Genomic DNA, 25133 nt, shown 5'->3' with positions numbered 1-25133 from the left:
ACGCGCAATCTGTCGCAGCCGCCCCTTGCATGCCCGATCGCGGCGAGAACCTTGGATTAATCATTAATCGGGATGATGCCCCGTCATTTTCGGGGTCGCCTTCCACCATGTTCCAGATCATCGGCATCGTGCTGCTCTTCGGCCTGGTGTTTGGCAGCTACATTATTTCCGGCGGCAAGATGGACGTGATCATTCACGCCGCGCCGCACGAACTGATGGCCATCGGCGGGGCCGGCATCGCCGCGTTCCTGATTTCGAACTCCATGACGGTGATCAAGGCGACGCTGGGCGGCTTCGGCAAGATCTTCAAGGGTCCCAAGTGGAAGCCGCAAGACTATCGCGACCTGCTGTCCCTGCTGTTCCTGCTGACCAAGACGATGAAGTCCAAGGGCGTCATCGCGCTGGAAGCCCACATCGAGAAGCCGCAGGAAAGCACGATCTTCTCGCGCTATCCCAAGATCGCTCACGACCACTTCGCCGTCGACTTCATCTGCGACACCCTGCGGATGATGACCATGAACCTGGAGGATCCCCACCAGGTCGAGGACGCGATGGAGAAGCAGCTCGAGAAGCACCACCACGAGGCCCACCAGGCCGCGCACGCCCTGACCATGCTGTCGGACGGCCTGCCCGCCCTGGGCATCGTCGCCGCCGTGCTGGGCGTCATCAAGACCATGGGCTCGATCACCGAACCGCCGGCCGTCCTGGGCGGCATGATCGGCGGCGCGCTGGTCGGTACGTTCATGGGCGTGTTCATGGCCTATGGCCTGGTCGGCCCGATGGCCCAGCGCCTGGGCGCGGTGCTGGACGAGGACCACGCCTTCTACAAGATCATCCAGGCCGTCCTGGTCGCTCACCTGCATGGCAACGCCGCTCAGATCTCGGTCGAGATCGGTCGCGGCAACGTCCCCAGCTCGGCTCAACCCAGCTTCGCCGAGCTGGAAGAGGCGCTGTCGCAGATCCCTAACGAATAAGACATCTTGTCGGCGGCCCGCTGCGCTTGCGCGGGCTTTCAAACCGGTATTCCCTTTGGACCAAGATCCACGGGGAAACCGCATGACCACCATTCGCAAAATCCTGATCGCCGGCATGGCCGTCTCGGCCCTGTCGCTGGCCGCCTGCGGCAAGAAGGATGAAGGCCACGAGGACAGCGCCGCGGCCAAGGCCGCCGCCGCTGACGCCAGCACCGTGACCGACGCCGCCTCGGCCCAGGACCAGGCCGCCGCCGACGCCAACAAGGCCGCCGCCGACGCCGCCGTGGCCCCCGTCGATCCCGCCGACGCCGCTGCTCAGACCGCCAACGACGCCGCCGCCACCGGCGCGACCTCGACGACCGCCCCGGCCGACGCCAACAGCGCCCCGCCTCCGGAGGAGAAGAAGGCCGCGCATTAATGACTGTCATCCCGGCCAAGCGCATAGCGCGCCGAGCCGGGACCACCGGAAACGTCGAGTTTGTTGCGGTCCCGGCTCTTCGGCCGGGATGACAAGCTGATCAAAGGGCCGCCTGCTCAGGGCGGCCCTTTTTCGTTGACGCCCGGGCCTGCGCGGCGCTCTAGCAGGCCGATGGAACCCACCGCCCCCTCCCCCCTCGTCTGGCGCGAGGACGGCCTGCCGCAGTCCAGCCTGTACGGCGACGTCTACTTCTCCAGCGTCGACGGCCTGGCCGAGACCCGCGCGGTGTTCCTGCAAGGCTGCGGCCTGCCCGAGCGGTTCGCGAACAAGCGCGACTTCGTGGTCGGAGAACTGGGCTTCGGTTCGGGCCTGAACATCGCCGCCCTGCTGGACCTGTGGCGGCGCGAGAAGCCCGCCAATGGTCATCAGGGCGGTCGCCTGCACATCTTCTCCATCGAGGCCCACCCTATGGCCCGCGACGAGGCCGCCCGCATCCTGGCCCACTGGCCCGAGCTGGGCGACGCCGCCCAGGCGCTGCTGGACCACTGGCCGGGTCAGGCGCGCGGCTTCCACCGCGTGGAGCTGCCTGCCTTCGACGCCGTGCTGGACCTGGCCGTCATGGACGTGGTCGAGGCCCTGGAGGCCTGGGACGGGGCGGCCGACGCCTGGTTCCTGGACGGCTTCTCTCCAGCCTTGAACCCCGCCATGTGGCGCGAGGAAGTCCTGGCCGCCGTCGCAACCCGCTCGGCTCCAGGCGCAAAGGCGGCGACCTTCACCGTGGCCGGCGCGGTGCGACGGGGCCTGGAGGCGGCCGGCTTCGAGATCGCCAAGCGCCCAGGCTTTGGCCGCAAGCGCGAACGGCTGGAGGCCTGGCTGCCGGATGAGCGTATCGAGGCCCCGCGTCCCGAAAGCCTGGCCATCATCGGCGGCGGCATCGCCGGCGCGGCCCTGGCCCGCGCGGCCCGCGCCGAGGGCCTTGCGGTCACGGTCATTGACGATCCGGACGGCGTCGCGGCCTCGGGCAATCCGGCGGGCCTGGTCACCCCCGCCCTCGACGCCGGCGGCGGCCCGCGCGCGGCGCTGTACGCCCAGGCCTTCGCCCGCGCCGTCCAGCTCTACGAAGAGACGCCCGAGGTGGTAATCGCTCGCCAGGTGCTGCAGCTGCCCGCCGCCGAGCGCGACCGTGCCCGTTTCGCCACCGTTGCCGGTCAGGACCTGTTCGAGCCGGGGACCATGGCTGTCGAGGCCGGCGGCTTGGCCATGCGCGCGGCGCTGGTCGTGGAGCCGCCCGCGGTGACCGCCGCCTGGAGCGGTCAGGTCGTCCGCCGCCGCGTCGCCCGCCTGGAGCGCGACGGCGACGGCTGGCGGCTGCTGGACGACGCGGGCGCGCTCATTGTCCGCGCTGATCGCCTAGCCCTGGCCGGCGGCGCGGCGACGGGCCTGCTGGATCCCGCCGTTCGCCTGAAGCCCGTGCGCGGCCAGACCAGCTGGACGGCCGGGGCCTCGACCCATGCCGTCGCCTTCGGCGGCTATGCGGTCCCGACCCGCGACGGCGTACTGTTCGGCGCCACCCACGATCGCGACCAGATCGAGACCGACGTCCGGCCCGAGGACCACCAGCGCAACCTCGCCACCCTGGCCAAGGGCTTGCCGGACCTGGCCGAGCAGCTGAAGGACAAGGCGTTCGAAGGCCGCGCCGCCCTCCGCGCCACGACCAGCGACCGCCTGCCGCTGGCCGGGATCCGCGACGACGGCGTCATCGTGCTGACGGGCCTGGGCTCGCGAGGCCTATGCCTGGCGCCGCTGCTGGCCGAGCATCTGGTCGCCAAGGCGCTGAGCATTCCGTCGCCACTTCCGCGCCAATTGTCGCATCTGGCGAATTCCCGACGTTTCGACTCGCCTGACGCGAGTACCGGCGTATAGTCGAACACGGTTATCGCACGGCGGACGCCCTCCGCCTGGGGCGAGGACTACGCGCTCGGGGCCCCTTAACACCGATCGCGTCTCGGCGGTCCTCCGCCCTCTTGGTCCGCCGAAATTTGACGCTCCCGAGCCCCATCGGGAGCGTCTTTTCGTTTGGCGACCTCGCCGACCAAAGAAAAAGGGGCCGGCCTTGCGGCCAGCCCCTGATCCTCAGTCGCGAGACTTCCTTATTGGAAGTTGATCGAGACCGTCGAACGGCGGTTCAGCGGTTCCTTCACACCGTCGCCGGTAGCGACGGCCGGAGCGCTTTCACCCTTCCAGTCGACCGAGACGGTCGTGGCGTTGATGCCCTGGCTGACCAGGCCATCGGCGACGGCCTTACCGCGGCGTTCCGAGAGCTTCTGGTTGTAGGCGGCCGAACCCGAGGTGTCGGTGTGACCCGTCACGACGATGCGGGTCGCGCTGCCACCGCGAGCGTACTCGGCGGCTTGCTGGACCACGGCCTGGGCTTCCGGCGTCAGGATCGATTGATCGAACGGGAAGTAGACCACGAACTCACGGGCCTCGTAGGCCGGAGCCACCGGCGGCGGCGGGGGCGGAGGCGGCGGGGGCGGCGGAGGGGGCGGCGGCGGAGGCGGGGGCGGCGGGGGCGGCGGGGGCGGAGCCGAGCCGAACGTGTAACGCAGACCCAGCGTCACCGAGCTGTCCTTGTAGCGGCCCGAGAACGTGCCGACGTCGGTGATCAGGCCACCGGGAGGACCGGCGTTCTGAGTGGTCGAACCCCAGTCCAGCTTGGTGGTGCGCAGATAGCGACCGGTCAGGTCCAGCGCCCAGTTGTCCGAGATGTTCCAGGCCACGCCGACGATGCCTTGCATCGCGAAGGCTTGGTCGACGTCATCGAAGTTGGTGTTCTGGAAGCGCGCAGCGCCAGCCGGAACGCCGGCCAGCTGGCCGTACACCTTGTTGTGGACCCAGGCCGTACCAACGCCGGCGCCGATGAACGGGTTGATCGCCGAGCTCGGGGCCATGTCGAAGATGACATTCGCCATCAGGGTGGTGGCCTTGAACTCACCGTTCGGCTCGCCGCAGGTCGGCGAGGCGGGCGAGCGACCCACGCCGGCCGTGCAGAGACCGACCGGTTGAGCCGCCGAAGCGTTGTCGCTGCGGACGCTGGTGATGTCGCTGCCGCGGTAGCCGTATTCGGCTTCCACGCGCCAGTTCGGCGTGAACTTGTAACCCAGGCGGCCGAACGCGGTCCAATCGCGATCGCTGCCGAAGTTCCAGTTATAATTGTTGGTCGACGTGGCTTTCACGTCGTCCGGCCAGTGCACGCCAGCGTCGCCCGCGACGTACCAGCCGCTCGTGGCGCTTTGGGCCATAGCGCCCGTGGCCGCGCCGAGCGCGACGACGGCGACGCCGACCAGCAACCGCATTTTCATTGTAAAACCCTCTGCTACGTAAGTCGTAGGCCCGACTTTCCCCGGGACCCAGCGACGAAACGCGCCATATGCGGATTCGGGTGTGGCCGATGCGCCACACGAAGGCCTCCAAATGTAAGAATTATGGCGGAACAGCCACGATGCGGTGACGCTTAGCTTGGCCGCAGCCCTGCGCTCACTTGTCGCAAATAGCTCAGATTGCACGGGAAATTGCCGTTGGCCATACTCTGGGGACAGGTGATTGGAGTACCGGTTTGCACACCGAGTTTTTTTCCCACGACCATCCTGACTTCATCACGATCACGGACGATGGCGAGGCTCATGGCTTCGTCAACGCCGATGCGCGCAGCGGCGTCGTCGCCGGAAAGGCCAGTCTGACGGTTCCCGAGGCGGCGCTGCGGCTGCTGCGCAACGAGCCCGGCTGGTCCCACGCCTTCAATGTCGGCGCGACCGTCACCTACGCGTTCCGCGCCACCGCGCCGTCGGACATGCCCAATGACGTCAGCGGCTTTTCGCAGTTCAACGCCGCCCAGATCCTGCAGGCCGAGAAAGCGCTGCAAGCCTGGTCCGATGTGGCCAACATCAAGTTCGTGCGCGTGGCCGAGGGCGGCTACAGCAACGACGCCTCGATCCTGTTCGCCAACTACAGCTCGGGCGAGAGCGGCGCGGCCGCCTTCGCCTTCTATCCGGGCAACACCGCGATCAGCAGCCGCTCGGGCGATGTCTGGGTCAATTCCAGTCTGGCCTACAACGCCAACCCGACGGGCACGAACTATGGCGGCATGGTGCTGGTCCACGAGCTGGGCCACGCGATCGGCCTGGCCCACCCGGCCGACTACGACGCCGAGGCCGGCAAGACCCTGACCTACGCCGCCCACGCCGACTATTATGAGGACAGCCGTCAGTACACGGTCATGTCCTACTTCGGCGAAGGCAACACCGGCGGCGCGTTCGGCGGCGTCTACGCCTCGGCCCCGCTGCTGGACGACATCGCCGCGGCCCAACTGGCCTACGGCGCCAACATGACCACTCGCACGGGCAACACGGTCTACGGCTTCAATTCGAACGCCGGCCGCGACGTGTTCTCGGCCAGCGCGCCCTCGAGCAAGCTGGTCTTTGCCGTCTGGGACGCCGGCGGCGTCGACACCCTGGACTTCTCCGGCTACCGCGTGCCGCAGACCATCGACCTACGCGAGGGCTTCTTCTCCAGCGTCGGCGGTCAGACCGGCAACGTCACCATCGCCATGGGCGCGACGATCGAGAACGCCATCGGCGGCTCGGCGGCCGACACCATCACCGGCAACGCCGTCGCCAACCAGATCATCGGCGGCGCGGGCAACGACATCCTGGACGGCGGTCGCGGTCTGGACGTGGCCGGCTTTTCGGGCCGCTTCGCCGGCTATGTGATCAATGCGCTGGCCACCGGCGGCTGGTCGATCAAGGACACGGTCGGCGCGGACGGCACCGACACCATCATCAATATCGAGACCCTGGCCTTCTCCGATCGCCTGGCGCCAGTGGTCGACAGCCGGGTGGCGACGGTCATGAGCAGCGTGCTGCGCCTGACGCCCTTCACGACTGGCGCCGAGGCCGTCACCCAGACCCTGGCGGCCGGCATGTCCGCCGGCGGCGACTACAACGCCGCCATCGCTCAGGTGCTGAAACTCGCCGACGCCACCAGCGGCGTGGCCGCCCTGTCCTACCAGTTCTTCACTGGCAAGACGCCCACGACCCTGGGCATGGACTATCTGCTGGCCCCGGACGGTCCCAACCCGACCAACCTGAACAGCGCCTATTACGACGGGTTCAACACGGTGAACCGCTACATCAACTTCGCTATGAACCTGGGCAAGAACGGCGAGGCCGCCACGGCCTTCACCGCCAACTACGGCGCCCTCTCGCTGTTCGAGGCCACCCGCAAGGCCTATGCGACGATCTTCGGGGCCACGCCCGGCGACCAGAAGCTGCACGACATCCTGGACGCCAGCGTCAGCATCAACGGCCTGACCATGACCCGCGGCCAGTACCTGGCCTATTACGCCCAGGACACTGCCGACGGCCAGGGCGCCAAGGCGGCGATGGTCGGCTGGCTGTTGGCCGCCGCCCAGGTCGAGAACGTCGGGGTCTACGCCAAGTCGGCCGACGCCTTCTTCGCCGACCAGGTCACCCACAATGTCTATGGCGTGGACCTGATCGGGACCTACGCCAGGCCAGAGTACAATCTGGTCCTGACCTGAAGGCTTGGGCCTTAGAGAGAACGGCGGCGCGCTTAGGCTCGCCGCCTTTTTCATGCGCGATGAATCCGGTCTGGCTCCAGCGCGTTGTGCTGACGAGGAGACCACCATGCCCAGCTTCACCGTCCGTCCCCGCCATCCGCACGGCCGCCATGCCCGCGCCGTCGACGAGCCGACGGCCGAGGCCGCCGCCATCGCCTATCTGGAGGACTACGGCGGCGACCCCGACGAGGACGATGCGGTGGCAGTCGTGGTGCGCGACGCCGACACCGGACGCGAGCAATGCTTCCGCGTCGACCTGAACACCGGCGAGACCGCGCCCTGCGCGACCTGACCTAGCGGTCCTTGGACTTGCCGCGGATAATGTCCAGCGCCTGGCCCGGCTTGCCCTTCATCAGCACGCCGGCGGCCAGGCCCGCGACGAAGGCGCCGCTAGGATGGGCCTGGATCAGGTCGACCAGCCGCTGTTCGAACGGCGGCTTCTTGGACCGGTCGCGATGCTGCTTCTGCATCAGGCCCCAGATCGCCACCGTGGCGGCCGCCAGGGCCGTGACCACCACATATGACCAGGCCGGACCCAGGTGCGGGGCCAGGAAGGCATAGATGGCCATCGCGCCGGTCACCGCGGCGATAGCGGCGGCCATGATCAGGCCCGCGCCGGTCATCAGCTTCGCGATCAGGTTGTCGATGAAGTCGTCCAGCATCCTATCCTCCCAGCCATTGCCGGAGTTCAACGCTTTGGACGCCGATTGGCGCCCGACGGACCGGCCCTGAGAGAGGCGAAATACTCCGTGGACGGCCTCAGCCGATTGCGACCTCCGGGAGGGTGTCGTTCCAGCCGCGCAGCTTGGCCGCATCGACACGGACCTTCTTCGCATGGCCCGGCGCAGCGCGCTGCGCTGCTGGCTACTCTACTGATTTTAAGAAGAGAGAATGGTGGACGCGACAGGGATTGAACCTGTGACCCCTACGATGTCAACGTAGTGCTCTCCCGCTGAGCTACGCGTCCGCCGAAGCGATCCGAAGCGCTTCCGAAGAAACGTCCCGGCCGGGAAGGTGTGGGGGTATAGCGGCGGCTTTTCCGGTAGGCAAGCCGCCTGAGAAAGTTTTTTAGGCCGCCATCATTTTTTCCACCTCGGCGACCAGGTCGCGCAGGTGGACGGGCTTGGACAGCACCTTGGCGCCGGCCGGCGCGCGGTCCTGGGCGGACAGGGCCACGGCGGCGAAGCCGGTGATGAACATGATGCGCAGGCCCGGGTCGCGGGCAGCGGCCTGGCGGGCCACCTCGATACCGTCCATGCCGGGCATGACGATGTCGGTCAGCAGCAGGTCCCAGGGGGCTTCCAGATGCTGGACGGCCTCTTCGCCATCGGCGCAGGCCTGGACTTCGAAACCGGCGCGTTCCAGTGCGCGAGCCAGGAAGCCGCGGAGGGAATCGTCGTCTTCGGCGAGAAGGATGCGGGCCATGAGGTCACGTGTCCGAGGAAAATCGTCGCTTGAGGGGGCACCTTAGCGCGTTGTCCGTAAATCGGGGATGAACCTAAACGTCGCGGGCAAGGTCACATCTGTGGACGGATGTCGGCGCCTGGGGACGATGCGGCGCATTGTCGTTTGACCCGACGCAAGGACACTTCGATTATCAGCCCATGAGCGCTTGGCGGCCCCTTTCCTCGGACGAGCCCACGACCGGCTTGCTGGAGACCTTCGGCGGGCCGGCGTTCGAGGTCATGCGCGCCGCTCCGGCGGGCTCGCCCCCGCCCACGCCGCTGGTGTTCGCCTCGCCGCATTCGGGCGACGTCTATCCCGAGGCCATGGTCGCGGCGACCCGCCTGCCGATCGAGACGCTGCGGACCTCTGAGGACTCGTTCGTCGACCGGATCGTGGCCGCCGCGCCGCGCCGGGGCGCGTCGGTGATCCGCGCCCGCTTCGCCCGCGCCTATATCGACCTTAACCGCGAGCCCTGGGAAATGGACCCGGCGATGTTCGAGGGCGACCTGCCGGAATACGCCCGCGGCCGCTCGGCCCGGGTGGCGGCGGGGCTGGGGGCCATACCGCGCCTGGCCGGCGAGGGCCGCCCGATCTATGCCCGCAAGCTGACCTTCGACGAGGCCAGCGACCGGGTCGAGCAGGGCCACCGCCCCTATCATGACGTTCTGGACCGGCTGCTGGCCGCCGCCCGCGCCGCTCACGGCGTGGCGATCCTGATCGACTGGCACTCGATGCCGGCCGCGGCCGCCAACGGCCAGCGCGCTCGGGGCGGCGGGCCCTGCGACATCGTGCTGGGCGACCGCTTCGGCGCGTCCTGCTCGCCCAAGCTGACCGGCCTGGTCGAGCGCGAGCTGGAAGGCCTGGGCTACCGCGTCGCCCGCAACGCCCCCTATGCCGGCGGCTACACCACCGAGCACTACGGCCGCCCGGCCAAGCGCACCCACGCCCTGCAGATCGAGATCAACCGCTCGCTCTACATGGACGAGACCTCGCGCATGCCGACCGAGGGCCTGGCCAAGCTGACCGCCGACGCCGAGACCCTGACCCGCGCCCTGGCGGCGATGGATCTGGCGGACCTGAAATAGAAAAGGCCCGGAGGCGGGTCCGGGCCTTTCCTGTCGCGGCGCTCATCGCACCGTATGGACGATACGCGCCCAGGGCGCGTCGGGTTGGGCCAGGCCGGCGGGATCGCGCACGACGCCCGTGATCGCGGCGAGCAGCATCGCGCCCACCAGAAGCAGGGTCTTCATCACACTGTCCTTGAAAAAGGATCTCGGGAGAGATCGGGGTTGAGGCAGGTGCGGCGCCGCGATCGGGACCATGCCAAGGACAGCGTGGCTTTACGAACGATGCTAACTGCGGGAAGTTGTGAGCCTGGCTAACAACCTGGCCGCCCGATCATGCGTCTGCCGCCCTTTTCGTCCCTGGTCGCCCTGGAGGCGGCCGCGCGCCATCGGAGCTACAGCCGGGCGGCGCAGGAGCTGTTCGTCACCCACGGCGCGGTCAGCCAGCAGATCCGCAAGCTGGAGGAGGAGCTGGGAGTCCAGCTATTCACCCGGCGCGGCAACCAGATGGAGCCGACCGCGACTGGCACGGCCCTGGCCGGCCAGGTCTCTGCGGCGATCGCCACCCTGCGCGAGGGCGTCGACACTGCCCGCCGCGCGGCCAGCGGTCCGGTCGTCATCTCGACCGGCGCGGCCTTCGCATCCAGCTGGCTGTCCCACCGCCTGGCCCGGCTGTCCGCCGACACCGAAGAGCCGGACCTGATGCTGCGGGTGGAGGATCGCGTCGCCAACCTCAGCACGGACGGCGTCGACATCGCCCTGCGCTACGGTACGGGCCCCTGGCCGGGGATGGAGTCGGCCCGGCTGATCGACGACCGCATGTTCCCCGTCTGCAGTCCCCAGCTACTGGCCAGCCATCCGGTTGCGACGCCGGAAGACCTGCTGGACGCCCCGCTGCTGCGGCACACCGAACTGCCCTGGGCGCTGTGGTTCCGCGCCATGGGCGTCGAACCCGCGGAGCTGCGGCCGGGCCTCGGCTTCGACAGCTCGGCCATCATGCTGGATGCGGCGGTGCAGGGCCTGGGCTTCGCCCTGGCCCGCAGCGGCTACGCCAAGCGCCAGCTGGAGGACGGACGCCTGGTGCGCCCCCTGTCCGGCGAGATCGACGTCGAGACCGGCCACCACTTCGTCTGGCGCGGCCAGAACCCGAAGCTGCCCCGCATCCTGAAGCTGCGGGACTGGTTCCTGAAAGAGACAGAGCGCGAGCGAAGCCGGACCTAAGGGCTCGCACCCTGTTGCACGGGACGCGAAGCGGGTTACCAAGCTCAACCCTAGTGGGCGCCGGGGGCGTCGCGTCACGCGTGAGGGACCATGTCGGACGGGTCCAAATGGCTGGGAGAAGGGGTGACCGCGGTCACGGCGCGCAGCCTGCCGACCCTGGGCCTGCGACTGATCATCTCCGCGACCTGCGCCGCCCTCTTCACCTGGAAGATCGATGTGGCCTCGGGCCTGGCCTGGGGCCTGGCCTGGGGCCTGGCCGTGGCCAGCGCCGAGGCCGGGGTATGGATCACCAGCGACCCGCAGCGCAGCGCCCGCTCCAGCACCCTGGTCCAGCGGCTGGCCTATGTGGCGGCGGTGACCTGGATGAACCTGGTCTGGTGGGCGCTGGTGCTGCGGCTGTGGACCCTGGACACCGAGGCCATGCGCCTGGCCGCCCTGTGCCTGATGTCGGCCCTGCTGGTCCACGCCCAGGCCTTCACCGCCCGCTCGACCCTGCTGCTGGCGATCATCGGCGGCGGCGCGGCCAGCCTGCTGCTGAGCCTATGCGCGGTGTTCAACGATTTCCCGCCCGGCCAGCGGGTGGTGCTGACCGCCGCGGCGCTGATGCTGATCGCCTACACCTCCAAGGCTGCCGCGACCAACGCCCTGCAGGGGCGGGCGCTGGAAGCCGCAAAGGTCCAGGCCGAGGCGGCCAGCCAGGCCAAGTCCGAATTCCTGACCCTGATGAGCCACGAGCTGCGCACGCCGCTGGCCGGGATGCTGGGCCTGGCCCAGGCCCTGAAGCTGGAGCCGCTGGAGCCCGGCGAGCGCGAGCAGGTCGAGCTGCTGGAAGACCAGGGCCGCGCCCTGCTGGGCCTGCTGAACGACGTGCTTGACCTGGCCAAGATCGAGGCCGGCAAGCTGGAGATCGCTCCGATCCCCGGCGACCTGGCCCAGCTGGCCGACCGCGTGGTGCGGCTGAACGCGCCCCTGGCCCGCGAGAAGGGCACGGACATCGTGCTGACCCTCGACGAGGCCCTGCCCTCGACGCTGGCCTTCGATCCGCTGCGCGTGCGTCAATGCCTGGCCAACCTGATCTCCAACGCCGTGAAGTTCACCCACGCCGGCCAGATCCAGGTGCGGGTGTCCTGCGGCCCGGTCGAGAACGGCCGGGCGATGGCGAAGGTCGTCGTCGCCGACACCGGGGTGGGCATGAGCCCGGCGGTGCTGGACAAGCTGTTCGCCCCCTTCGCCCAGGCCGACGCCAGCGTGGCCCGGCGGTCGGGCGGCACGGGCCTGGGCCTGAACATCACCCGGCGGCTGGCCCAGATGATGGACGGCTCCGTCAGCGCCCGCAGTGTCGAGGGCCAGGGCTCGACCTTCACCCTGACCTTCGCCTGCGACCTGGCGGCGGCCGAGACCACCGCCAGCGGCGGCGAGGCCGATGATCGCGACGCGCCGCTGCGGCTGCTGGTCGTCGACGACTACCCGATCAATCGCCAGGTCATCGGCATGATGCTGAAGCCGCTGGGCTGCGAGGTGGCCGAGGCCGGCGACGGCCAGGCGGCGCTGGACGCCCTGCGCGCCCGCGACTTCGACATGGTGCTGATCGACTTCAACATGCCGGTGATGGGCGGGCTGGAAGCCACCCGCCGGATCCGGGCCGAAGAGAGCTGGAAGCAGCTGCCGATCATATGCCTGACGGCCGGCGTCACCGACCGCGAGCGCGACGACGCCCTGGAGGCCGGCATGGACGCCTTCGTGGAGAAACCCGTCGAACTGGCCGCCCTGGTCTCGACGATCGGCCGCTTCGACCGCCGGACGGGCGCCGAACACGGCTGAAAACGCCGCGCCTGCGACGATAACACCCGGCCGTGGAGGTTAATGCAGTTTGAACTGTAGAAAACTCCACCTAGAGTGGCCCCGCTAGATTCGCCCCTGAAGTTGGGGGCGCCGGAGCTTGCGTCGTCCTCGAATGGGACGCCGGAGCGGATGCAAGAGTCGGTGGGAGTATTGTGATGGTGGCCGTCAGTTCGGACCCCTCCCCCCTTTCCAAGCTTACGCCCGCGGCGATCGCCGCGCTGAGCCCTGCCAGCCTGGCCGAGGCGCCGCCGTCCGAATTCGCCAAGCTGACCCGCGCCCAGGTCGCGGCGATCTCGACCTCGGCGATCAGCGGCCTGACGCCCGACCAGTTCGCCTCCTTCGGCCTGACCCAGCTGTCGGGCCTGACCGCCGCTCAGTTGCCCCGCCTGTCGCAGGGCGTGACCTTCACCGGCAGCCAGCTGATGCTGCTGAACAAGGGCCAGGTCCAGGCCCTGTCCAGCACCACGGTCTCGGGCCTCAGCACCCAGGCGCTGGACGACTTCCTGCCCTCGCAGATGACGTCGCTGAGCGCCGCCGCCCTGTCGGCCATGAGCCAGGAGCAGGTCCAGAGTCTCTCGCCCGAGCAGGTCAAGGCCCTGACGCCCGCCCAGCTGCGCGCCCTGCCGGCCTCCGACATCGCCGAGTTCGGCGCCGAACAGCTGGGCGCCCTGTCGGCGGTTCAGCTGAACGCCCTGAACGTGACCCAGTTTTCGGCCCTGTCGGCCGATCAGATCGGCGTACTGACGCCTACCCAGTTCGCGGGCCTGTCGGCGGTGACGATCCGGGCGCTGTCGCCCGAGACCCTGGCCCTGACCCGGGCCGATCAGTGGAGCGGCGCCGTTCCCGCCCAGCTGTCGACCCTCAACGCCGCCCAGCTGAACGCCCTGGGCTCGCGCCTCAGCACCCTGCAGCCCACCCAGATCAAGTCGCTGTCGGCCACCGAACTGGGCCGGGCCGAACCGGAGTTCCTGGCCGGCCTGACGCCGACCCAGCTCAGCGGCCTGGCCGGCAATCATGCCGTGCAGCTGTCGGTCACGGCCGTCACCGCGCTTTCCGCCGACCAGCTGGCGGCGATGGATCCGGCGGCGGTCGCCGGCTTCTCCCCGGCCGCCTTCACGGCGCTGGACGCCACCCAGGTCGGCGCGCTCACCGCCAGCCAGATCGCCCGCCTGCTGCCCGCCCAGCTGAAGAACCTGGACGGCGAGAACTTCAGCGAGTTCACCCGCAGCCAGCTGAAGGCCTTCACCGCCGCCCAGATCCGCGAGCTGCCGGCCGAGCGCCTGGCGCAGATGTCCGACGACGACTTCGCCGCCTTCACCCCGACCCAGGTCCGCGGGATGACGGCGCTGCAGCTGAAGGCGCTGTCGACCAGCGACCTGGCGGCCATGACGCCGGAACAGGTCACGGCCATCACGGGCCCGCAGATCCAGGCCCTGACCGGCACGCAGCTGGCCAGCCTGCGCACCGTCACTGCCTTCGCGACCACGCAGATGGCCAGCATCACGGCGGCCCAGCTCAAGATCTTCACGCCCGACGACGTCGCCCGCATGACGGCGACCGAGATCGGCGGGCTGAACCCGGCCCAGCTGAACGGCCTGTCGCCGGAAGCGGTGTCGCGGCTGGACGACGAACAGGTGGCCCGCCTGTCGACCGCCCAGGTCCGCAGTCTGACGACGACCCAGCTGAACGGCCTCACCGACGAGGATGTCGCCCAGTTCAGCACCACCCAGATCGGCGTGCTGGACGGCGCCCAGGTCGGCGTCATCGTTCCGCACATGTCGACCACCGTGCTCTCGGGCCTCGGCGCCACCCAGATCAGCCGGATGACCGCCACGGCCATCGCCGGCCTGACGGCCGAACAGATCGCCAGCCTGGGCCCGACGCAGCTGAAGGCCCTGACCACCGCCCAGCTCGGCGCCCTGCCCACCAGCCTGGCCGCGGCGCTCAGCGCCACCCAGATCGCCGCCCTGACGCCGGCCCAGCTGGCGGCGCTGTCAGCCGACAGCCTGGCGCGCCTGGACGAGGAAGGCCTGCGGCAGCTGAGCCCGACCCAGATGCGCGGTCTCAGCGTCGCCCAGATCCGCAGCCTGACCCCGACTCTGTTCGCGATCCTGAGCGAGACCCAGGTCGGCGCCCTGACACCGACCCAGATCGCGGCGCTGAACCCCGACCTGGTCGGCGACCTCAACACCACCCAGTGGGGCAGCTTCACCACCACCCAGGTCCAGGGCCTGACCGCCACCCAGCTGGCGGGCCTGGACAATGACGACCTGGACAAGCTGAGCGCCACGCAGTGGAACGCCCTGCGCTCCACCCAGCTGGGCAGCCTGACCCCCACGGCCGTCGCCGGACTGGAGGCTTCGCGCCTGGCGGGCCTGGCCACCACGCAAATCTCGGGCTTCAGCCCCACCGCGATCTCGGCTCTGGACGCGACCCAGGTCCGCGCCCTGTCGACCAGCCAGATCGTCGCCCTGACGCCCACCCAGCTGAATGGCCTCAGCACCCTGGACATGGCCGACTTCACGGCCACCCAGATCGGCGCCATGACGCCGACCCAGCTGGCGGCCCTGTCGGGCGAAAACTTCGGCCAGCTGGACGGCGACAGCCTCAAGCAGCTGAACGCCACCCAGGTGCGGGCGCTCAGCGCCACCCAGATCCGCGGCCTGACCCCGACCCTGTTCGCGGTGCTCGAAGGCACGCAGATCGCCGCCCTGACCGCCACCCAGGTCGCATCGCTGAATCCGGAACTGGTCGGCGTGCTGGACGCCACCCAGTGGGCCAACCTCACCGCCACCCAGGTGCAGGGCCTGAGCGCCACCCAGATGGCCGCCCTGGAAGCCGACGACCTGGAAAAGCTGAGCACCACCCAGTGGGGCGCCCTGCGCTCCACCCAGCTGACCGGCCTGACGTCCTCGGCCATCGCCGGCCTGGACAGCTCGCGCCTGACCGCCCTGACCACCACCCAGGTCTCGGGCCTCAGTCCCAGCGCCGTCTCGGCCCTGACCGCCACCCAGTTCGGCGCCCTGACGACCACGCACATCGCCGCCCTCACCGCCACCCAGCTGAAGGGTCTGGCGCCGGAGGACATGGCCGACTTCACCGTCACCCAGATCGGCGCGATCGGCGCGATCGGCGCGACGCAGCTGGCGGGCCTGCCGGCCAGCGACATCGCCGCCCTGACCACGACCCAGCTGGCAGCCCTGACCACGACCCAGGTCAAGGCCCTGGGCGCCACCCAGCTGACCGCCTTGGGGTCGACCCAGGCGACCGGCCTGTCGACCACCCAGCTGGCGGCCCTGAACTCGACCCAGGTCGGCGCCCTGTCGACGGACATCCTGCCGGCCATGACCGCCACCCAGGTGGCCGCCCTGAGCGCAGCTCAATTGACCGGCCTTTCGACCACCCAGGCCGGCGTGCTGACCGGCGACCAGGTCGCCGCGCTGGGCGTCACCCAGGTCAGCAGCCTGTCGGGCGGACTGCTGGCGGCGCTCAGCAACACCGCGCTCTCGGCCCTGACCGCCACCCAGGTGTCGCGCCTGTCGATGAGCCAGGTCCAGGCCCTGACGGCCACCCAGATGGGGTCGCTGTCGACCACCGACTTCGCCGAGCTGTCGACCACCCAGGTCGGCGGCCTGACCGGCGGCCAGCTGGGCGCGCTGTCGACCACCAACCTGTCCAGCCTGACGACGACGGCGCTGAGCGCCCTGTCGACCACGCAGCTGTCGGGCCTGTCGCCGACCCAGATCTCGGTCCTGCCGGACTCGGTGCTGCAGAAGCGCCTGGCCCAATTGACCGCCACCCAGATGGCCGGGGTCTCGACCACGGTGATCGCGGGCCTGTCGACCACCGACCTGGCCGCCTTGAGCGCCAGCCAGGTGGGCGCGCTGTCGCCGGCCGCCTTCGCAGCGCTGGGGACCAGCCGCCTGGCGGCGCTGTCGACCACCCAGGTGGCCGGCCTGGCGACGACCCAGGTGGCCAGCCTGGACGCCGCCAGCTTCGGCGTCTTCTCGTCCAGCCAAGTCGCGATGCTGTCGGCCGGCCAGATCGGCGCGGTGCGCGGCGAGATCCTGGCGGCGCTCGACGCCACCCAGTTCGCCCGCCTGACCACCACCCAGGTGCGCGGCCTGACCACCACCCAGATCGAACAGTTCAGCGTCACCGACATCGCCGAGATGGCCACCACCCAGATCGGCGCCCTGACCGCCGACCAGCTGGAAGGCTTCTCGCCGGAGGACATCTCAGCCCTCAGCGTCACCCAGGTAGCGTCGATGACGGCGGGCCAGATCGCCGGCCTGACGCCCGTGCAGCTGCGCGGCCTGTCGACCGCCGACATGGGCGAGTTCGGCGCCTCGCAGATCGCGGCCCTCACCGGCACGCAGATCGGCGCCCTGTCGATCGGGGCGGTGGCCGGCATGAGCGACACCCAGTTCGCCAGCCTCAGCGCCACCCAGGTGCGCGGCTTCACGGGTGAGCAGCTGGCCTCGTTCGGGCCTCAGGGGCTAGCGCGTCTGTCGGGCCAGCAGCTGGGCGCCCTGAGCACCACCCAGATGGGGCAGCTGCCGGCCACGGCGATTGAAAGCCTGAACGCCACCCAGATCGGCCAGATCATGCCCAGCCAGATCAGCGGCTTCACCAGCACGCAGATCGCCGCCTTCACGCCCGGCCAGCTGACCCAGTTCTCGCGCGCCCAGGTCAACAAGCTGACCTCGGCCCAGCTGAACGCCATGACCCCCAGCCAGCTGGAAGCCATCGGGCTGTAACGAAAAAGGCCCGGAGCATCAGCTCCGGGCCTTTGAAGTCTTCGAACCGAAGGACGCTTAGTCCTTGGCGCGCTCCTGATAGCTGTTGTCTTCCGTCAGGATGATCACGCGGGTGCCGACGGTGATGTACGGCGGGACCGTGGTCTTGACGCCGTTGCTGAGCACGGCCGGCTTGTACGACGACGAGGCGGTCTGGCCCTTCACCGACGGTTCGGTGTCGACGATTTCCAGGATCACGGTGCGGGGCAGTTCGATGGCGATCGGCACGTCGTTGTGCGTCGACAGCTGCACCGTCATGTTTTCCTGCAGGTACGGTGCGGCGTCGCCGATCACTTCTTCCGTCGCCACGAGCTGGTCGTAGCTTTCCGGGTTCATGAAGTGGAAGCCTTCGGCGTCCTGGTACAGGAAGGTGTGGTTGCGCTGGTCGACGAAGGCGCGCTCGACCTGCTCGGTCGTGCGGTAGCGTTCCGAAACCTTCACGCCGTCCGAGATGCGGCGCATGTTCAGCTGGGTCACCGGGGTGCCCTTGCCGGGGTGGATGTTGTCGACCGTCAGGACGACGTAGAGCTTGCCGTCCATATCGACGACGGCGCCTTTGCGGAGCGAGCTGGCTGCGACCTTCACGTACTTATCGTCCTTGGGTGGAAAGCGCGCGCGAGTGCGCTGGCGCGATCGTGGTATTGATCCGTGAGCGCCCTCGTATAGCGAACGGGGCAAAATCTCCAGTCTCTTCGGTTTGCTGACCTTGTCCTCGACTTCATCCCCTTGGTGGCGCAGCGATGTCCACGCCGACCGCCGGCCGTTCCTGCTGGCCCGCAACCGCATCACCAAGGCCTTCCGCGCCTGGTTCGAGGCCCAGGGTTTCGAGGAGGTCGAGGCCGCCGCCCTGCAGGTGTCGCCCGGCAACGAGGCGCATCTGCACGCCTTCGGCACGGAGGCCCTGACGATCTCGGGCGAGGCCTCGCCGCTCTATCTGCACACCTCGCCAGAGTTCGCTTGCAAGAAGCTGCTGGCCGCTGGCGAGGAGAAGATCTTCAGCCTGGGCAGGGTGTGGCGTAACCGCGAGCGCGGGCCGCTGCACCATCCCGAGTTCACCATGCTGGAATGGTATCGGGCCGGCGCGCCCTACCAGACCCTGATGGACGACTGCGCCACCCTGCTGGCCCTGGCGGCCGAGACGGCGGGGACCCAGCGCTTCGATTTCCGCGGCATCAGCTGCGATCCGTTCGCCGAGCCGGAACGCCTGTCGGTGGCCGGGGCGTTCGACCGCCACGCCGGCGTCGATCTGCTGGCCAGTGTCGCGGCCGACGGTTCGACGGACCGCGAACAGCTGGCCCACGGCGCCCGCGCCGCCGGCATCCGCGTGGCTGACGACGACGGCTGGGCCGACATCTTCAGCCGCATCATCGTCGAGAAGGTCGAGCCGCGCCTGGGCGAAGGCCGCGCCACGGTGCTGTGCGAGTATCCGATCTCGGAAGCCGCCCTGGCCCGCCCGAAAGACGCCGACCCGCGCGTGGCCGAACGCTTCGAGCTCTATGCCTGCGGCGTCGAGCTGGCCAACGCCTTTGGCGAACTGACCGACCCGTCCGAACAGCGGCGCCGATTCATGATCGAGATGGACGAAAAGGCCCGCATCTACGGCGAGCGCTATCCGATCGACGAGGACTTCCTGGCCGCCCTCGAGCACATGCCCGAAGCCTCCGGCTCGGCCCTGGGCTTCGACCGCCTGGTGCTGCTGGCCAGCGGCGCCCGCCGGATCGAGGACGTGGTCTGGACGCCGGTGGCGGGCTAGGCCGGTTTGCCTAAAGCCGCAAAATCCCTCATATCCCCGCCCCTCATGGCCTCCACCGAAAAGACCCTGCGCGACGCCCGCTCGCTGGCCGAGGCCGGCTTGGTCGCGCCCGAGCGCCTGCCGGCGCTGGAGGCCGTAGCGGCGCGCTATGCGGTGGCCATTACCCCGGCCATGGCCGAGCTGATCGAACCGGCCGACGCCGACGATCCGATCGCCCGGCAGTTCGTCCCCGCGTCCGAGGAGCTGATCTCCACGCCCGGCGAGGATCCGGACCCAATCGGCGATGATATCCACAGCCCTGTGGATGGAATCGTGCATCGCTATAAAGACAGGGTGCTGCTGAAGCCCACCCACACCTGCGCGGTCTATTGCCGGTTCTGCTTCCGCCGCGAAATGGTCGGGCCCGAGGGGTTGTCGAACCTGACCCCGGCCCAGCTGGACGCCGCCTTCGCCTATATCGCCGGCCGACCGGAGATCTGGGAGGTAATCGTCACCGGCGGCGACCCACTGGTGCTGTCGCCCCGACGCCTGGCCGATCTGATGGACCGGCTGGAAGCCATCCCGCACGTCAAGATCGTCCGCTTCCACACCCGTGTGCCGGCCGTGGATCCTGATGCGGTGAGCCCCGAGCTGATCGCGGCCCTCAAGCGCTCGACCAAGACCGTCTATGTCGCCCTGCACGCCAACCATGTGCGTGAGCTGACCCCGGCGGCCCGCGCCGCCTGCGCCAGGATCGTCGACGCCGGCATTCCGATGCTGAGCCAGACCGTGCTGCTGAAGGGCGTCAACGATGATCCCGACACCCTGGCCGACCTGATGCGGGCCTTTGTCGAGACGCGGATCCGGCCCTACTACCTGCACCACCACGACTTCGCGCCGGGCACTTCGCACCTGCGTACGAGCATCGCCGAAGGCCAGGCGATCATGCGGGCCCTGCGCGGCGATCTGTCGGGCCTGGCCCAGCCGACCTACATCCTGGATATCCCCGGCGGACACGGTAAGGCGCCGGTCGGCCCCAACTATTTGGGCGAGGGTCAGGTCGAGGATCCGGCCGGGGTTCGCCACCCCTATCCGCCCCGCGACTGACGCCACGCTGCGTTGCATCGCAGCAAAGCCTTGCCGAGCGGAGGGTTTCTCGTGCTAGAAATCTCGGCATATCCGAAGGCCGAGCGCGAAAGCCCGGCGCGATTTCAAGCGAAGGCTTGGCTTTATGAGTGAAATCAAGACGGTCGGCGTGATCGGCGCGGGCCAGATGGGCGCAGGCATCGCGCATGTCGTGGCCCTGGGCGGTTATGGCGTGCAGCTACACGACATCTCGCGCGAGCGGATCGACGCCGGCCTGGTGCTGATCGAGAAGAACCTGGCTCGCCAGGTCAGCCGCGGCATCATCGACGACGAGGCCATGAAGGCGGCTCTCGCCCGCATCCAGCCCGCCGAAGGCCTCGAGGCCGTCGGCGCCACGGACCTGGCCATCGAGGCGGCGACCGAGAACGAGGAGATCAAGAAGTCGATCTTCCGCAGCCTGCAGCCGCACCTCAAGCCCGAGACGCTGCTGGCCTCGAACACTTCGTCGATCTCGATCACGCGCCTGGCCTCGTCGACCGATCGCCCCGAGCGCTTCATCGGCCTGCATTTCATGAACCCTGTCCCGCTGATGAAGCTGGTCGAGATCATCCGCGGCATCGCCACCGACGTGCCGACCTACGAGACGGCCGTGGCCTTCGCCCAGTCGCTGGGCAAGATCACCTCGAACGCCGAAGACTTCCCCGCCTTCATCGTCAACCGCGTGCTGGTGCCGATGATCAACGAGGCGATCTACACGCTGTACGAAGGGGTCGGCACCGTCGACGCCATCGACACGGCGATGAAGCTGGGCGCCAACCATCCGATGGGCCCGCTGGAGCTGGGCGACTTCATCGGCCTGGACACCGTGCTGAGCATCATGAACGTGCTGCACGAAGGCCTGGCCGACAGCAAGTACCGCCCCTGCCCGCTGCTGGTGAAGTATGTCGAGGCCGGCTGGCTGGGCAAGAAGACCGGCCGCGGCTTCTACGACTATCGCGGCGAGGTCCCGGTCCCGACGCGCTGATCGCGCCGCGCTCCACAACGACAAAGCCCGCCCCGGTCTCCCGGGGCGGGCTTTTTCTTGCCCCCTGAAGGCGGGGCTCAGCCCGCGCCCATCACCCCGCGCCGAGGGCCACGGCCGTGTGGTAGACGATGAAGGACGCCAGATAGGCCAGGCCGACCATGTAGACGAACATCACCGTCGGCCAGACCCAGCTGTTGGTCTCGCGCTTGACCACGCCCAGGGTGGGCAGGCACTGCGGCGCGAAGACGTACCAGGCCAGGAACGACAGGGCGGTGGCCAGCGACCACTGGTGCTTCAGCAAGGTCGACAGGGCGCCGGTCTCGCCGTCCTCGCCACCGACGGCATAGACGGTGCCCAGCACGGCCACGGCCACTTCGCGGGCGGCCATGCCGGGGATCAGGGCCACGGTCATCTGCCAGTTGAAGCCGATCGGGGCCATCAGCGGGGCTAGGAACTGACCCAGGCGACCGGCGATGCTGTAGTCGATGGCCGGCCCCGTCGCGCCTTCCGGCGGATAGGGGAAGGTCGACAGCACCCAGACCAGCACCATCAGCGGCATGATGATCCGGCCGGCGCGGGTCAGGAAGATCCGGGCCCGGGTCCACAGGTTCATCAGCACGTTGCGCGGCTCGGGCCAGCGATAGGTCGGCAACTCCATCATGAAGGGCTCGACGGCGCCGCGCCAGAACACCCGGCGGATCAGGAACGACACCACCAGCGCGCTGACGATGCCGCTGGCATAGAGGCCGAACATCACCAGCCCCTGCAGCGACAGGAAGCCCCAGACGGTCTCCTGCGGGATGAAGGCGCCGATGATCAGGGTGTAGACGGGGATGCGCGCCGAGCAGGTCATCAGCGGCGCGACCAGGATCGTGGTCAGTCGGTCCTGCCGGTTGTCGATCACCCGCGTCGACATGATGCCGGGAATGGCGCAGGCGAAGCTGGACAGCAGCGGGATGAAGGCGCGGCCGTGCAGGCCTGCGCCGCCCATGATCTTGTCCATCAGGAAGGCCGCGCGGGCCATGTAGCCGCTGTCTTCCAGCAGCAGGATGAAGAAGAACAGGATCAGGATCTGCGGCAGGAACACCAGCACGCTGCCGACGCCGGCGATCAGGCCGTCGGCGATGAAGCTGGTCAGCAGCCCCTTGGGCAGGTTGGCGTTGGTCAGCTCGACCAGGGCCGCGAAGCCGGCGTCGATGCCGTCCATGGCCGGCGTGGCCCAGGTGAACACCGCCTGGAACATCACGAACAGCAGGGTCAGCAGGATGGCGAGGCCCGCCGCCGGGTGCAGCAGCACGTCGTCGATCTTGCCGGTGATGGTGTCGGGGCGCTCGGGCGGCTTCACGCAGGCCTTGAAGATGCGCTCGGCCTGGGCGTGGGCGGCGCGGATCTCGGCCGGGGTCGGCTCATGCCAGACATTCTCGGCGGTGAGTTCCGGCTTGCTGGCCGCGACGATGGCTTCGACCTCGGTCAGCAGTTCGGGCAGGCCGCGCTTGCGGGTCGCCACGGTGGTGACGATCGGCGCGCCGATCTCTTGGCTCAGGCGCTCCAGGTCAATGCGCAGGCCCTGGCGCTGGGCGATGTCGTACATGTTGAGGGCCAGCACGAACGGGCGGCCCACCTGCTTCAGCTCCAGCACCAGGCGCAGGACGAGGCGCAGATTGGTGGCGTCGGCCACGCAGATCAGGGCCTCGGGCGCGGCCTCGCCGGAAAGCTTGCCCAGCACCGCGTCGCGGGTGACCACTTCGTCGGGGCTGCGGGCGCGCAGGGAATAGGTGCCGGGCAAGTCGAGCACGCGCATATGGCGGCCGGCCGGCGTGGTCAGCACGCCTTCCTTCCGCTCGACAGTGACGCCGGCGTAGTTGGCGACCTTCTGGCGGCTGCCGGTCAGGGCGTTGAACAGGGCCGTCTTGCCCGAGTTCGGATTGCCGACCAGGGCGACGCGGGCGCGATCGGCGGAAACGGGGGCGTTCGCCGCGTCGGCGGGAGCGATATCGAGAGCCAAGATCTTACCGTCCGTCGAACTTCACAGAAACGGCGCCGGCCTCGCGGCGACGCAGGGCGACGCGGGTGTCGTCCACCCGCACGGCGATCGGATCACGGCCGAAAAGGCCTTCGTGCAGCACCTCGATGGCCGCACCCTCGACAAAACCCATCTCCAGCAGCCGGCGCTCCAGCTCGTCGGCGACCACCGCCTCGGCGGCGCCGGACACGCCGGTGACCCGGACGATGACGCCGCGATCACCGCGCCGCGCGGCGGCCAGCGGCCGCACACAGGCCTCGGAACCGGCTTCAGGAGAGATGGGGTACGCTTCGGACATAACCACTCCGATCATTTTGCGAGTGATTATCAGCGCCAAGCCTCGCTGTCGATTCAGCGTAGGAGCGTAAGGACTCAGCACCGAGCTCGACTTGGGTTATGCTGCGTTAAGAGTTTCAATAAGGAGCCTATCGGGCTCCGGGGCTGTTGGGACCGAATGGCGCAGGGTCGTTAATAGATTCGACTCTTTGGCGGCTGGGCGGTCTGATTGTCCCTTAACGATTCGTGTGGGCGAATTCATGCGTAGGCTGATGCTGGCGCTCCTGACGGGCGCCTATCTTTGTCTGGCCCTGATCGTCTCCCTCTTCCTCTGGAGGATGGGGGCTACTCCGGCTGTCGGCGTTTCGGCGTTCATCGGCACGCTGGGCCTGTGCTTCGCCTTCCACGGCCTGGTCGCCCAGACCTTCATGGCCGCCGCCCTGCGCGGCGACATCGACACCGTGCGCGAAGCCCACGCCATCCTGCTGGACCAGATCGAGAAGGTCGACGCCCGCGTCACCGACCTGGTCGAGACCGTCGCCGCCGACACCGAGCGCCGCACCGAGGCCCTGTCGTCCGAAGTCCATCAGCTGGAGGACATGATCCAGCAGATGAACGGCCGGCTGGAGCACCAGCTCAGCCACCAGATGGCCGCCGCCTCGGCCCGTCACGAAAGCCAGGGCCGCGAACGCGCGCCTCAGGCTAGCCACATGCTGCAAGTCGTGCAGGACGCCCTGGCCGAGAACCGGGTGGACCTTTATCTGCAGCCGATCGTCAGCCTGCCCCAGCGCCGCACGGTCTATTACGAGAGCTTCTCGCGTCTGCGCGACGACACCGGCCGCGTGATGATGCCGGCCGAGTATCTGGCGGTAGCCGAGCCGGAAGGCCTGATGACGGCCATCGACAACCTGCTGCTGTTCCGCTGCGTGCAGATCGTGCGTCGTCTGGCCAAGCAGGACCGCAAGGTCGGGATCTTCTGCAACATCTCGCTGGCCAGCCTGGGCGACGAGACGTTCTTCCCGCAGTTCCTGGAATTCATGCAGGCCAACAAGGATCTGGCCGGCGCGGTGATCTTCGAGCTGGGCCAGGGCGCATTCGACCGCCGCGGTCCCGTCGAGGCCCGCCACATGGCCCGTCTGGCCAGCTTGGGCTTCAGCTTCAGCCTGGACAAGGTCGCCGACCTGGACCTGGACTTCCAGGACCTGGCCCGCGCCGACGTGAAGTACCTGAAGGTCGGCGCCCAGATGATGCTGGACCAGCTGGAAGAGCAGGACGGCAAGCTGGTCATCGCCTCGCTGCCCGACCTTAACGCCACCGACTTCGCCGCCCTGACCCGCCGCTATGGCATCGAGGTCATCGTCGAGAAGGTCGAGGCCGAGAAGCAGATCGTCGACATTCTGGATCTCGACATCGGCTATGGCCAAGGCCACCTGTTCGGCGAACCGCGCGCCATCCGCGACGCCGTCCTGGCCGAGGCCGAACCGCCCGCCGATTTCATGCGCGGCACGCTGCGCCGTCGCGCGGTGGGCTGGTAGGCGCGACAGCCGAAAGTGGTCGCCGGTTTCGGCGCCTGTCGCGCCGCCAAATAGG

Annotated in this window: 20 protein-coding genes and 1 tRNA gene; 13 read left to right on the top strand and 8 right to left on the bottom strand. The window is 68.8% G+C overall.

The window, feature by feature from the left end; translation table 11 throughout:
- Nucleotides 1-107: 107 nt before the first annotated feature.
- The 3 genes from motA (at nucleotide 108) to mnmD (ending at nucleotide 3315) form a co-directional block, all read left to right on the top strand.
- The gene (gene motA, locus ABDW31_RS20505; RefSeq protein WP_184722655.1) at nucleotides 108-974 is read left to right on the top strand and encodes a flagellar motor stator protein MotA; all 867 of its coding nucleotides are present in this window, start codon (nucleotides 108-110) and stop codon (nucleotides 972-974) included.
- A gap of 82 nt (nucleotides 975-1056) precedes the next feature.
- Nucleotides 1057-1392 carry a hypothetical protein gene (locus ABDW31_RS20500; protein ID WP_184722657.1) on the top strand — a complete coding sequence of 112 codons (336 nt, stop codon included), beginning with the start codon at nucleotides 1057-1059 and terminating at the stop codon, nucleotides 1390-1392.
- Between the two features lie 171 nt (nucleotides 1393-1563).
- The gene (gene mnmD, locus ABDW31_RS20495; protein WP_184722659.1) at nucleotides 1564-3315 is read left to right on the top strand and encodes a tRNA (5-methylaminomethyl-2-thiouridine)(34)-methyltransferase MnmD; all 1752 of its coding nucleotides are present in this window, start codon (nucleotides 1564-1566) and stop codon (nucleotides 3313-3315) included.
- A gap of 227 nt (nucleotides 3316-3542) precedes the next feature.
- On the opposite strand, the gene ABDW31_RS20490 is transcribed toward mnmD, so the two are convergent.
- Nucleotides 3543-4754 carry an OmpA family protein gene (locus ABDW31_RS20490; protein WP_184722661.1) on the bottom strand — a complete coding sequence of 404 codons (1212 nt, stop codon included), beginning with the start codon at nucleotides 4752-4754 and terminating at the stop codon, nucleotides 3543-3545.
- 254 nt (nucleotides 4755-5008) lie between these two features.
- Between ABDW31_RS20490 and ABDW31_RS20485 the strand changes: the two genes are divergently transcribed.
- Nucleotides 5009-6991 carry a M10 family metallopeptidase C-terminal domain-containing protein gene (locus tag ABDW31_RS20485; RefSeq protein WP_184722663.1) on the top strand — a complete coding sequence of 661 codons (1983 nt, stop codon included), beginning with the start codon at nucleotides 5009-5011 and terminating at the stop codon, nucleotides 6989-6991.
- 106 nt (nucleotides 6992-7097) lie between these two features.
- Nucleotides 7098-7322, top strand: coding sequence for a DUF5961 family protein (locus ABDW31_RS20480; RefSeq protein ID WP_184722665.1), 225 nt, complete (start codon nucleotides 7098-7100; stop codon nucleotides 7320-7322).
- Between the two features lies 1 nt (nucleotide 7323).
- Here the strand turns inward: ABDW31_RS20480 and ABDW31_RS20475 are convergent, their stop codons facing one another.
- The 3 genes from ABDW31_RS20475 to cpdR all read right to left on the bottom strand — a co-directional run bounded on the left by ABDW31_RS20475 (nucleotide 7324) and on the right by cpdR (nucleotide 8455).
- A complete protein-coding gene (locus ABDW31_RS20475; RefSeq protein ID WP_184722667.1) occupies nucleotides 7324-7692 on the bottom strand; it encodes a hypothetical protein in 369 nt (122 codons plus the stop codon).
- 230 nt (nucleotides 7693-7922) lie between these two features.
- A tRNA-Val gene (locus ABDW31_RS20470) sits at nucleotides 7923-7997 on the bottom strand.
- A 101-nt stretch (nucleotides 7998-8098) separates the two neighbouring features.
- Nucleotides 8099-8455, bottom strand: coding sequence for a cell cycle two-component system response regulator CpdR (gene cpdR / locus ABDW31_RS20465; protein ID WP_184722668.1), 357 nt, complete (start codon nucleotides 8453-8455; stop codon nucleotides 8099-8101).
- Nucleotides 8456-8634: 179 nt separating this feature from the next.
- Between cpdR and ABDW31_RS20460 the strand changes: the two genes are divergently transcribed.
- On the top strand, nucleotides 8635-9561 hold the full coding sequence (locus ABDW31_RS20460) for an N-formylglutamate amidohydrolase (protein ID WP_184722672.1): 927 nt from the start codon (nucleotides 8635-8637) through the stop codon (nucleotides 9559-9561).
- A 42-nt stretch (nucleotides 9562-9603) separates the two neighbouring features.
- On the opposite strand, the gene ABDW31_RS20455 is transcribed toward ABDW31_RS20460, so the two are convergent.
- The gene (locus tag ABDW31_RS20455; RefSeq protein ID WP_343699479.1) at nucleotides 9604-9726 is read right to left on the bottom strand and encodes a hypothetical protein; all 123 of its coding nucleotides are present in this window, start codon (nucleotides 9724-9726) and stop codon (nucleotides 9604-9606) included.
- 150 nt (nucleotides 9727-9876) lie between these two features.
- Here ABDW31_RS20455 and ABDW31_RS20450 point away from each other — a divergent pair, with 150 nt between their 5' ends.
- The 3 genes from ABDW31_RS20450 to ABDW31_RS20440 all read left to right on the top strand — a co-directional run bounded on the left by ABDW31_RS20450 (nucleotide 9877) and on the right by ABDW31_RS20440 (nucleotide 17363).
- Nucleotides 9877-10761, top strand: a complete 885-nt coding sequence (locus ABDW31_RS20450; RefSeq protein ID WP_184722675.1) for a LysR substrate-binding domain-containing protein — start codon at nucleotides 9877-9879, stop codon at nucleotides 10759-10761.
- Between the two features lie 123 nt (nucleotides 10762-10884).
- On the top strand, nucleotides 10885-12582 hold the full coding sequence (locus ABDW31_RS20445) for an ATP-binding protein (RefSeq protein WP_343699478.1): 1698 nt from the start codon (nucleotides 10885-10887) through the stop codon (nucleotides 12580-12582).
- A gap of 176 nt (nucleotides 12583-12758) precedes the next feature.
- Nucleotides 12759-17363, top strand: coding sequence for an ice nucleation protein (locus ABDW31_RS20440; RefSeq protein ID WP_343699477.1), 4605 nt, complete (start codon nucleotides 12759-12761; stop codon nucleotides 17361-17363).
- A gap of 57 nt (nucleotides 17364-17420) precedes the next feature.
- Here the strand turns inward: ABDW31_RS20440 and efp are convergent, their stop codons facing one another.
- Complete coding sequence (efp, locus tag ABDW31_RS20435) at nucleotides 17421-17987, bottom strand: elongation factor P (RefSeq protein WP_184722684.1); 567 nt, start codon at nucleotides 17985-17987, stop codon at nucleotides 17421-17423.
- Nucleotides 17988-18108: 121 nt separating this feature from the next.
- Between efp and epmA the strand changes: the two genes are divergently transcribed.
- The 3 genes from epmA to ABDW31_RS20420 all read left to right on the top strand — a co-directional run bounded on the left by epmA (nucleotide 18109) and on the right by ABDW31_RS20420 (nucleotide 21244).
- On the top strand, nucleotides 18109-19155 hold the full coding sequence (gene epmA, locus ABDW31_RS20430) for an EF-P lysine aminoacylase EpmA (RefSeq protein ID WP_343699476.1): 1047 nt from the start codon (nucleotides 18109-18111) through the stop codon (nucleotides 19153-19155).
- Between the two features lie 45 nt (nucleotides 19156-19200).
- Nucleotides 19201-20241, top strand: coding sequence for a lysine-2,3-aminomutase-like protein (locus ABDW31_RS20425; RefSeq protein ID WP_184722689.1), 1041 nt, complete (start codon nucleotides 19201-19203; stop codon nucleotides 20239-20241).
- Nucleotides 20242-20365: 124 nt separating this feature from the next.
- Nucleotides 20366-21244, top strand: coding sequence for a 3-hydroxybutyryl-CoA dehydrogenase (locus tag ABDW31_RS20420; protein WP_184722693.1), 879 nt, complete (start codon nucleotides 20366-20368; stop codon nucleotides 21242-21244).
- A 91-nt stretch (nucleotides 21245-21335) separates the two neighbouring features.
- On the opposite strand, the gene feoB is transcribed toward ABDW31_RS20420, so the two are convergent.
- Entirely contained in the window at nucleotides 21336-23237 is a 1902-nt protein-coding gene (feoB, locus tag ABDW31_RS20415) for a ferrous iron transport protein B (protein WP_184724208.1), read from the bottom strand.
- A 16-nt stretch (nucleotides 23238-23253) separates the two neighbouring features.
- Nucleotides 23254-23565, bottom strand: a complete 312-nt coding sequence (locus tag ABDW31_RS20410) for a FeoA family protein (RefSeq protein WP_184722695.1) — start codon at nucleotides 23563-23565, stop codon at nucleotides 23254-23256.
- A 238-nt stretch (nucleotides 23566-23803) separates the two neighbouring features.
- Here ABDW31_RS20410 and tipF point away from each other — a divergent pair, with 238 nt between their 5' ends.
- The gene (gene tipF, locus ABDW31_RS20405) at nucleotides 23804-25078 is read left to right on the top strand and encodes a flagella assembly cyclic-di-GMP phosphodiesterase TipF (RefSeq protein ID WP_184722697.1); all 1275 of its coding nucleotides are present in this window, start codon (nucleotides 23804-23806) and stop codon (nucleotides 25076-25078) included.
- The last annotated feature ends 55 nt before the right edge of the window (nucleotides 25079-25133 follow it).

The sequence above is a fragment of the Caulobacter sp. genome, from assembly GCF_039596335.1.
Lineage (GTDB): Bacteria > Pseudomonadota > Alphaproteobacteria > Caulobacterales > Caulobacteraceae > Caulobacter.
This window is presented reverse-complemented; position numbering and strand designations above follow the sequence as displayed.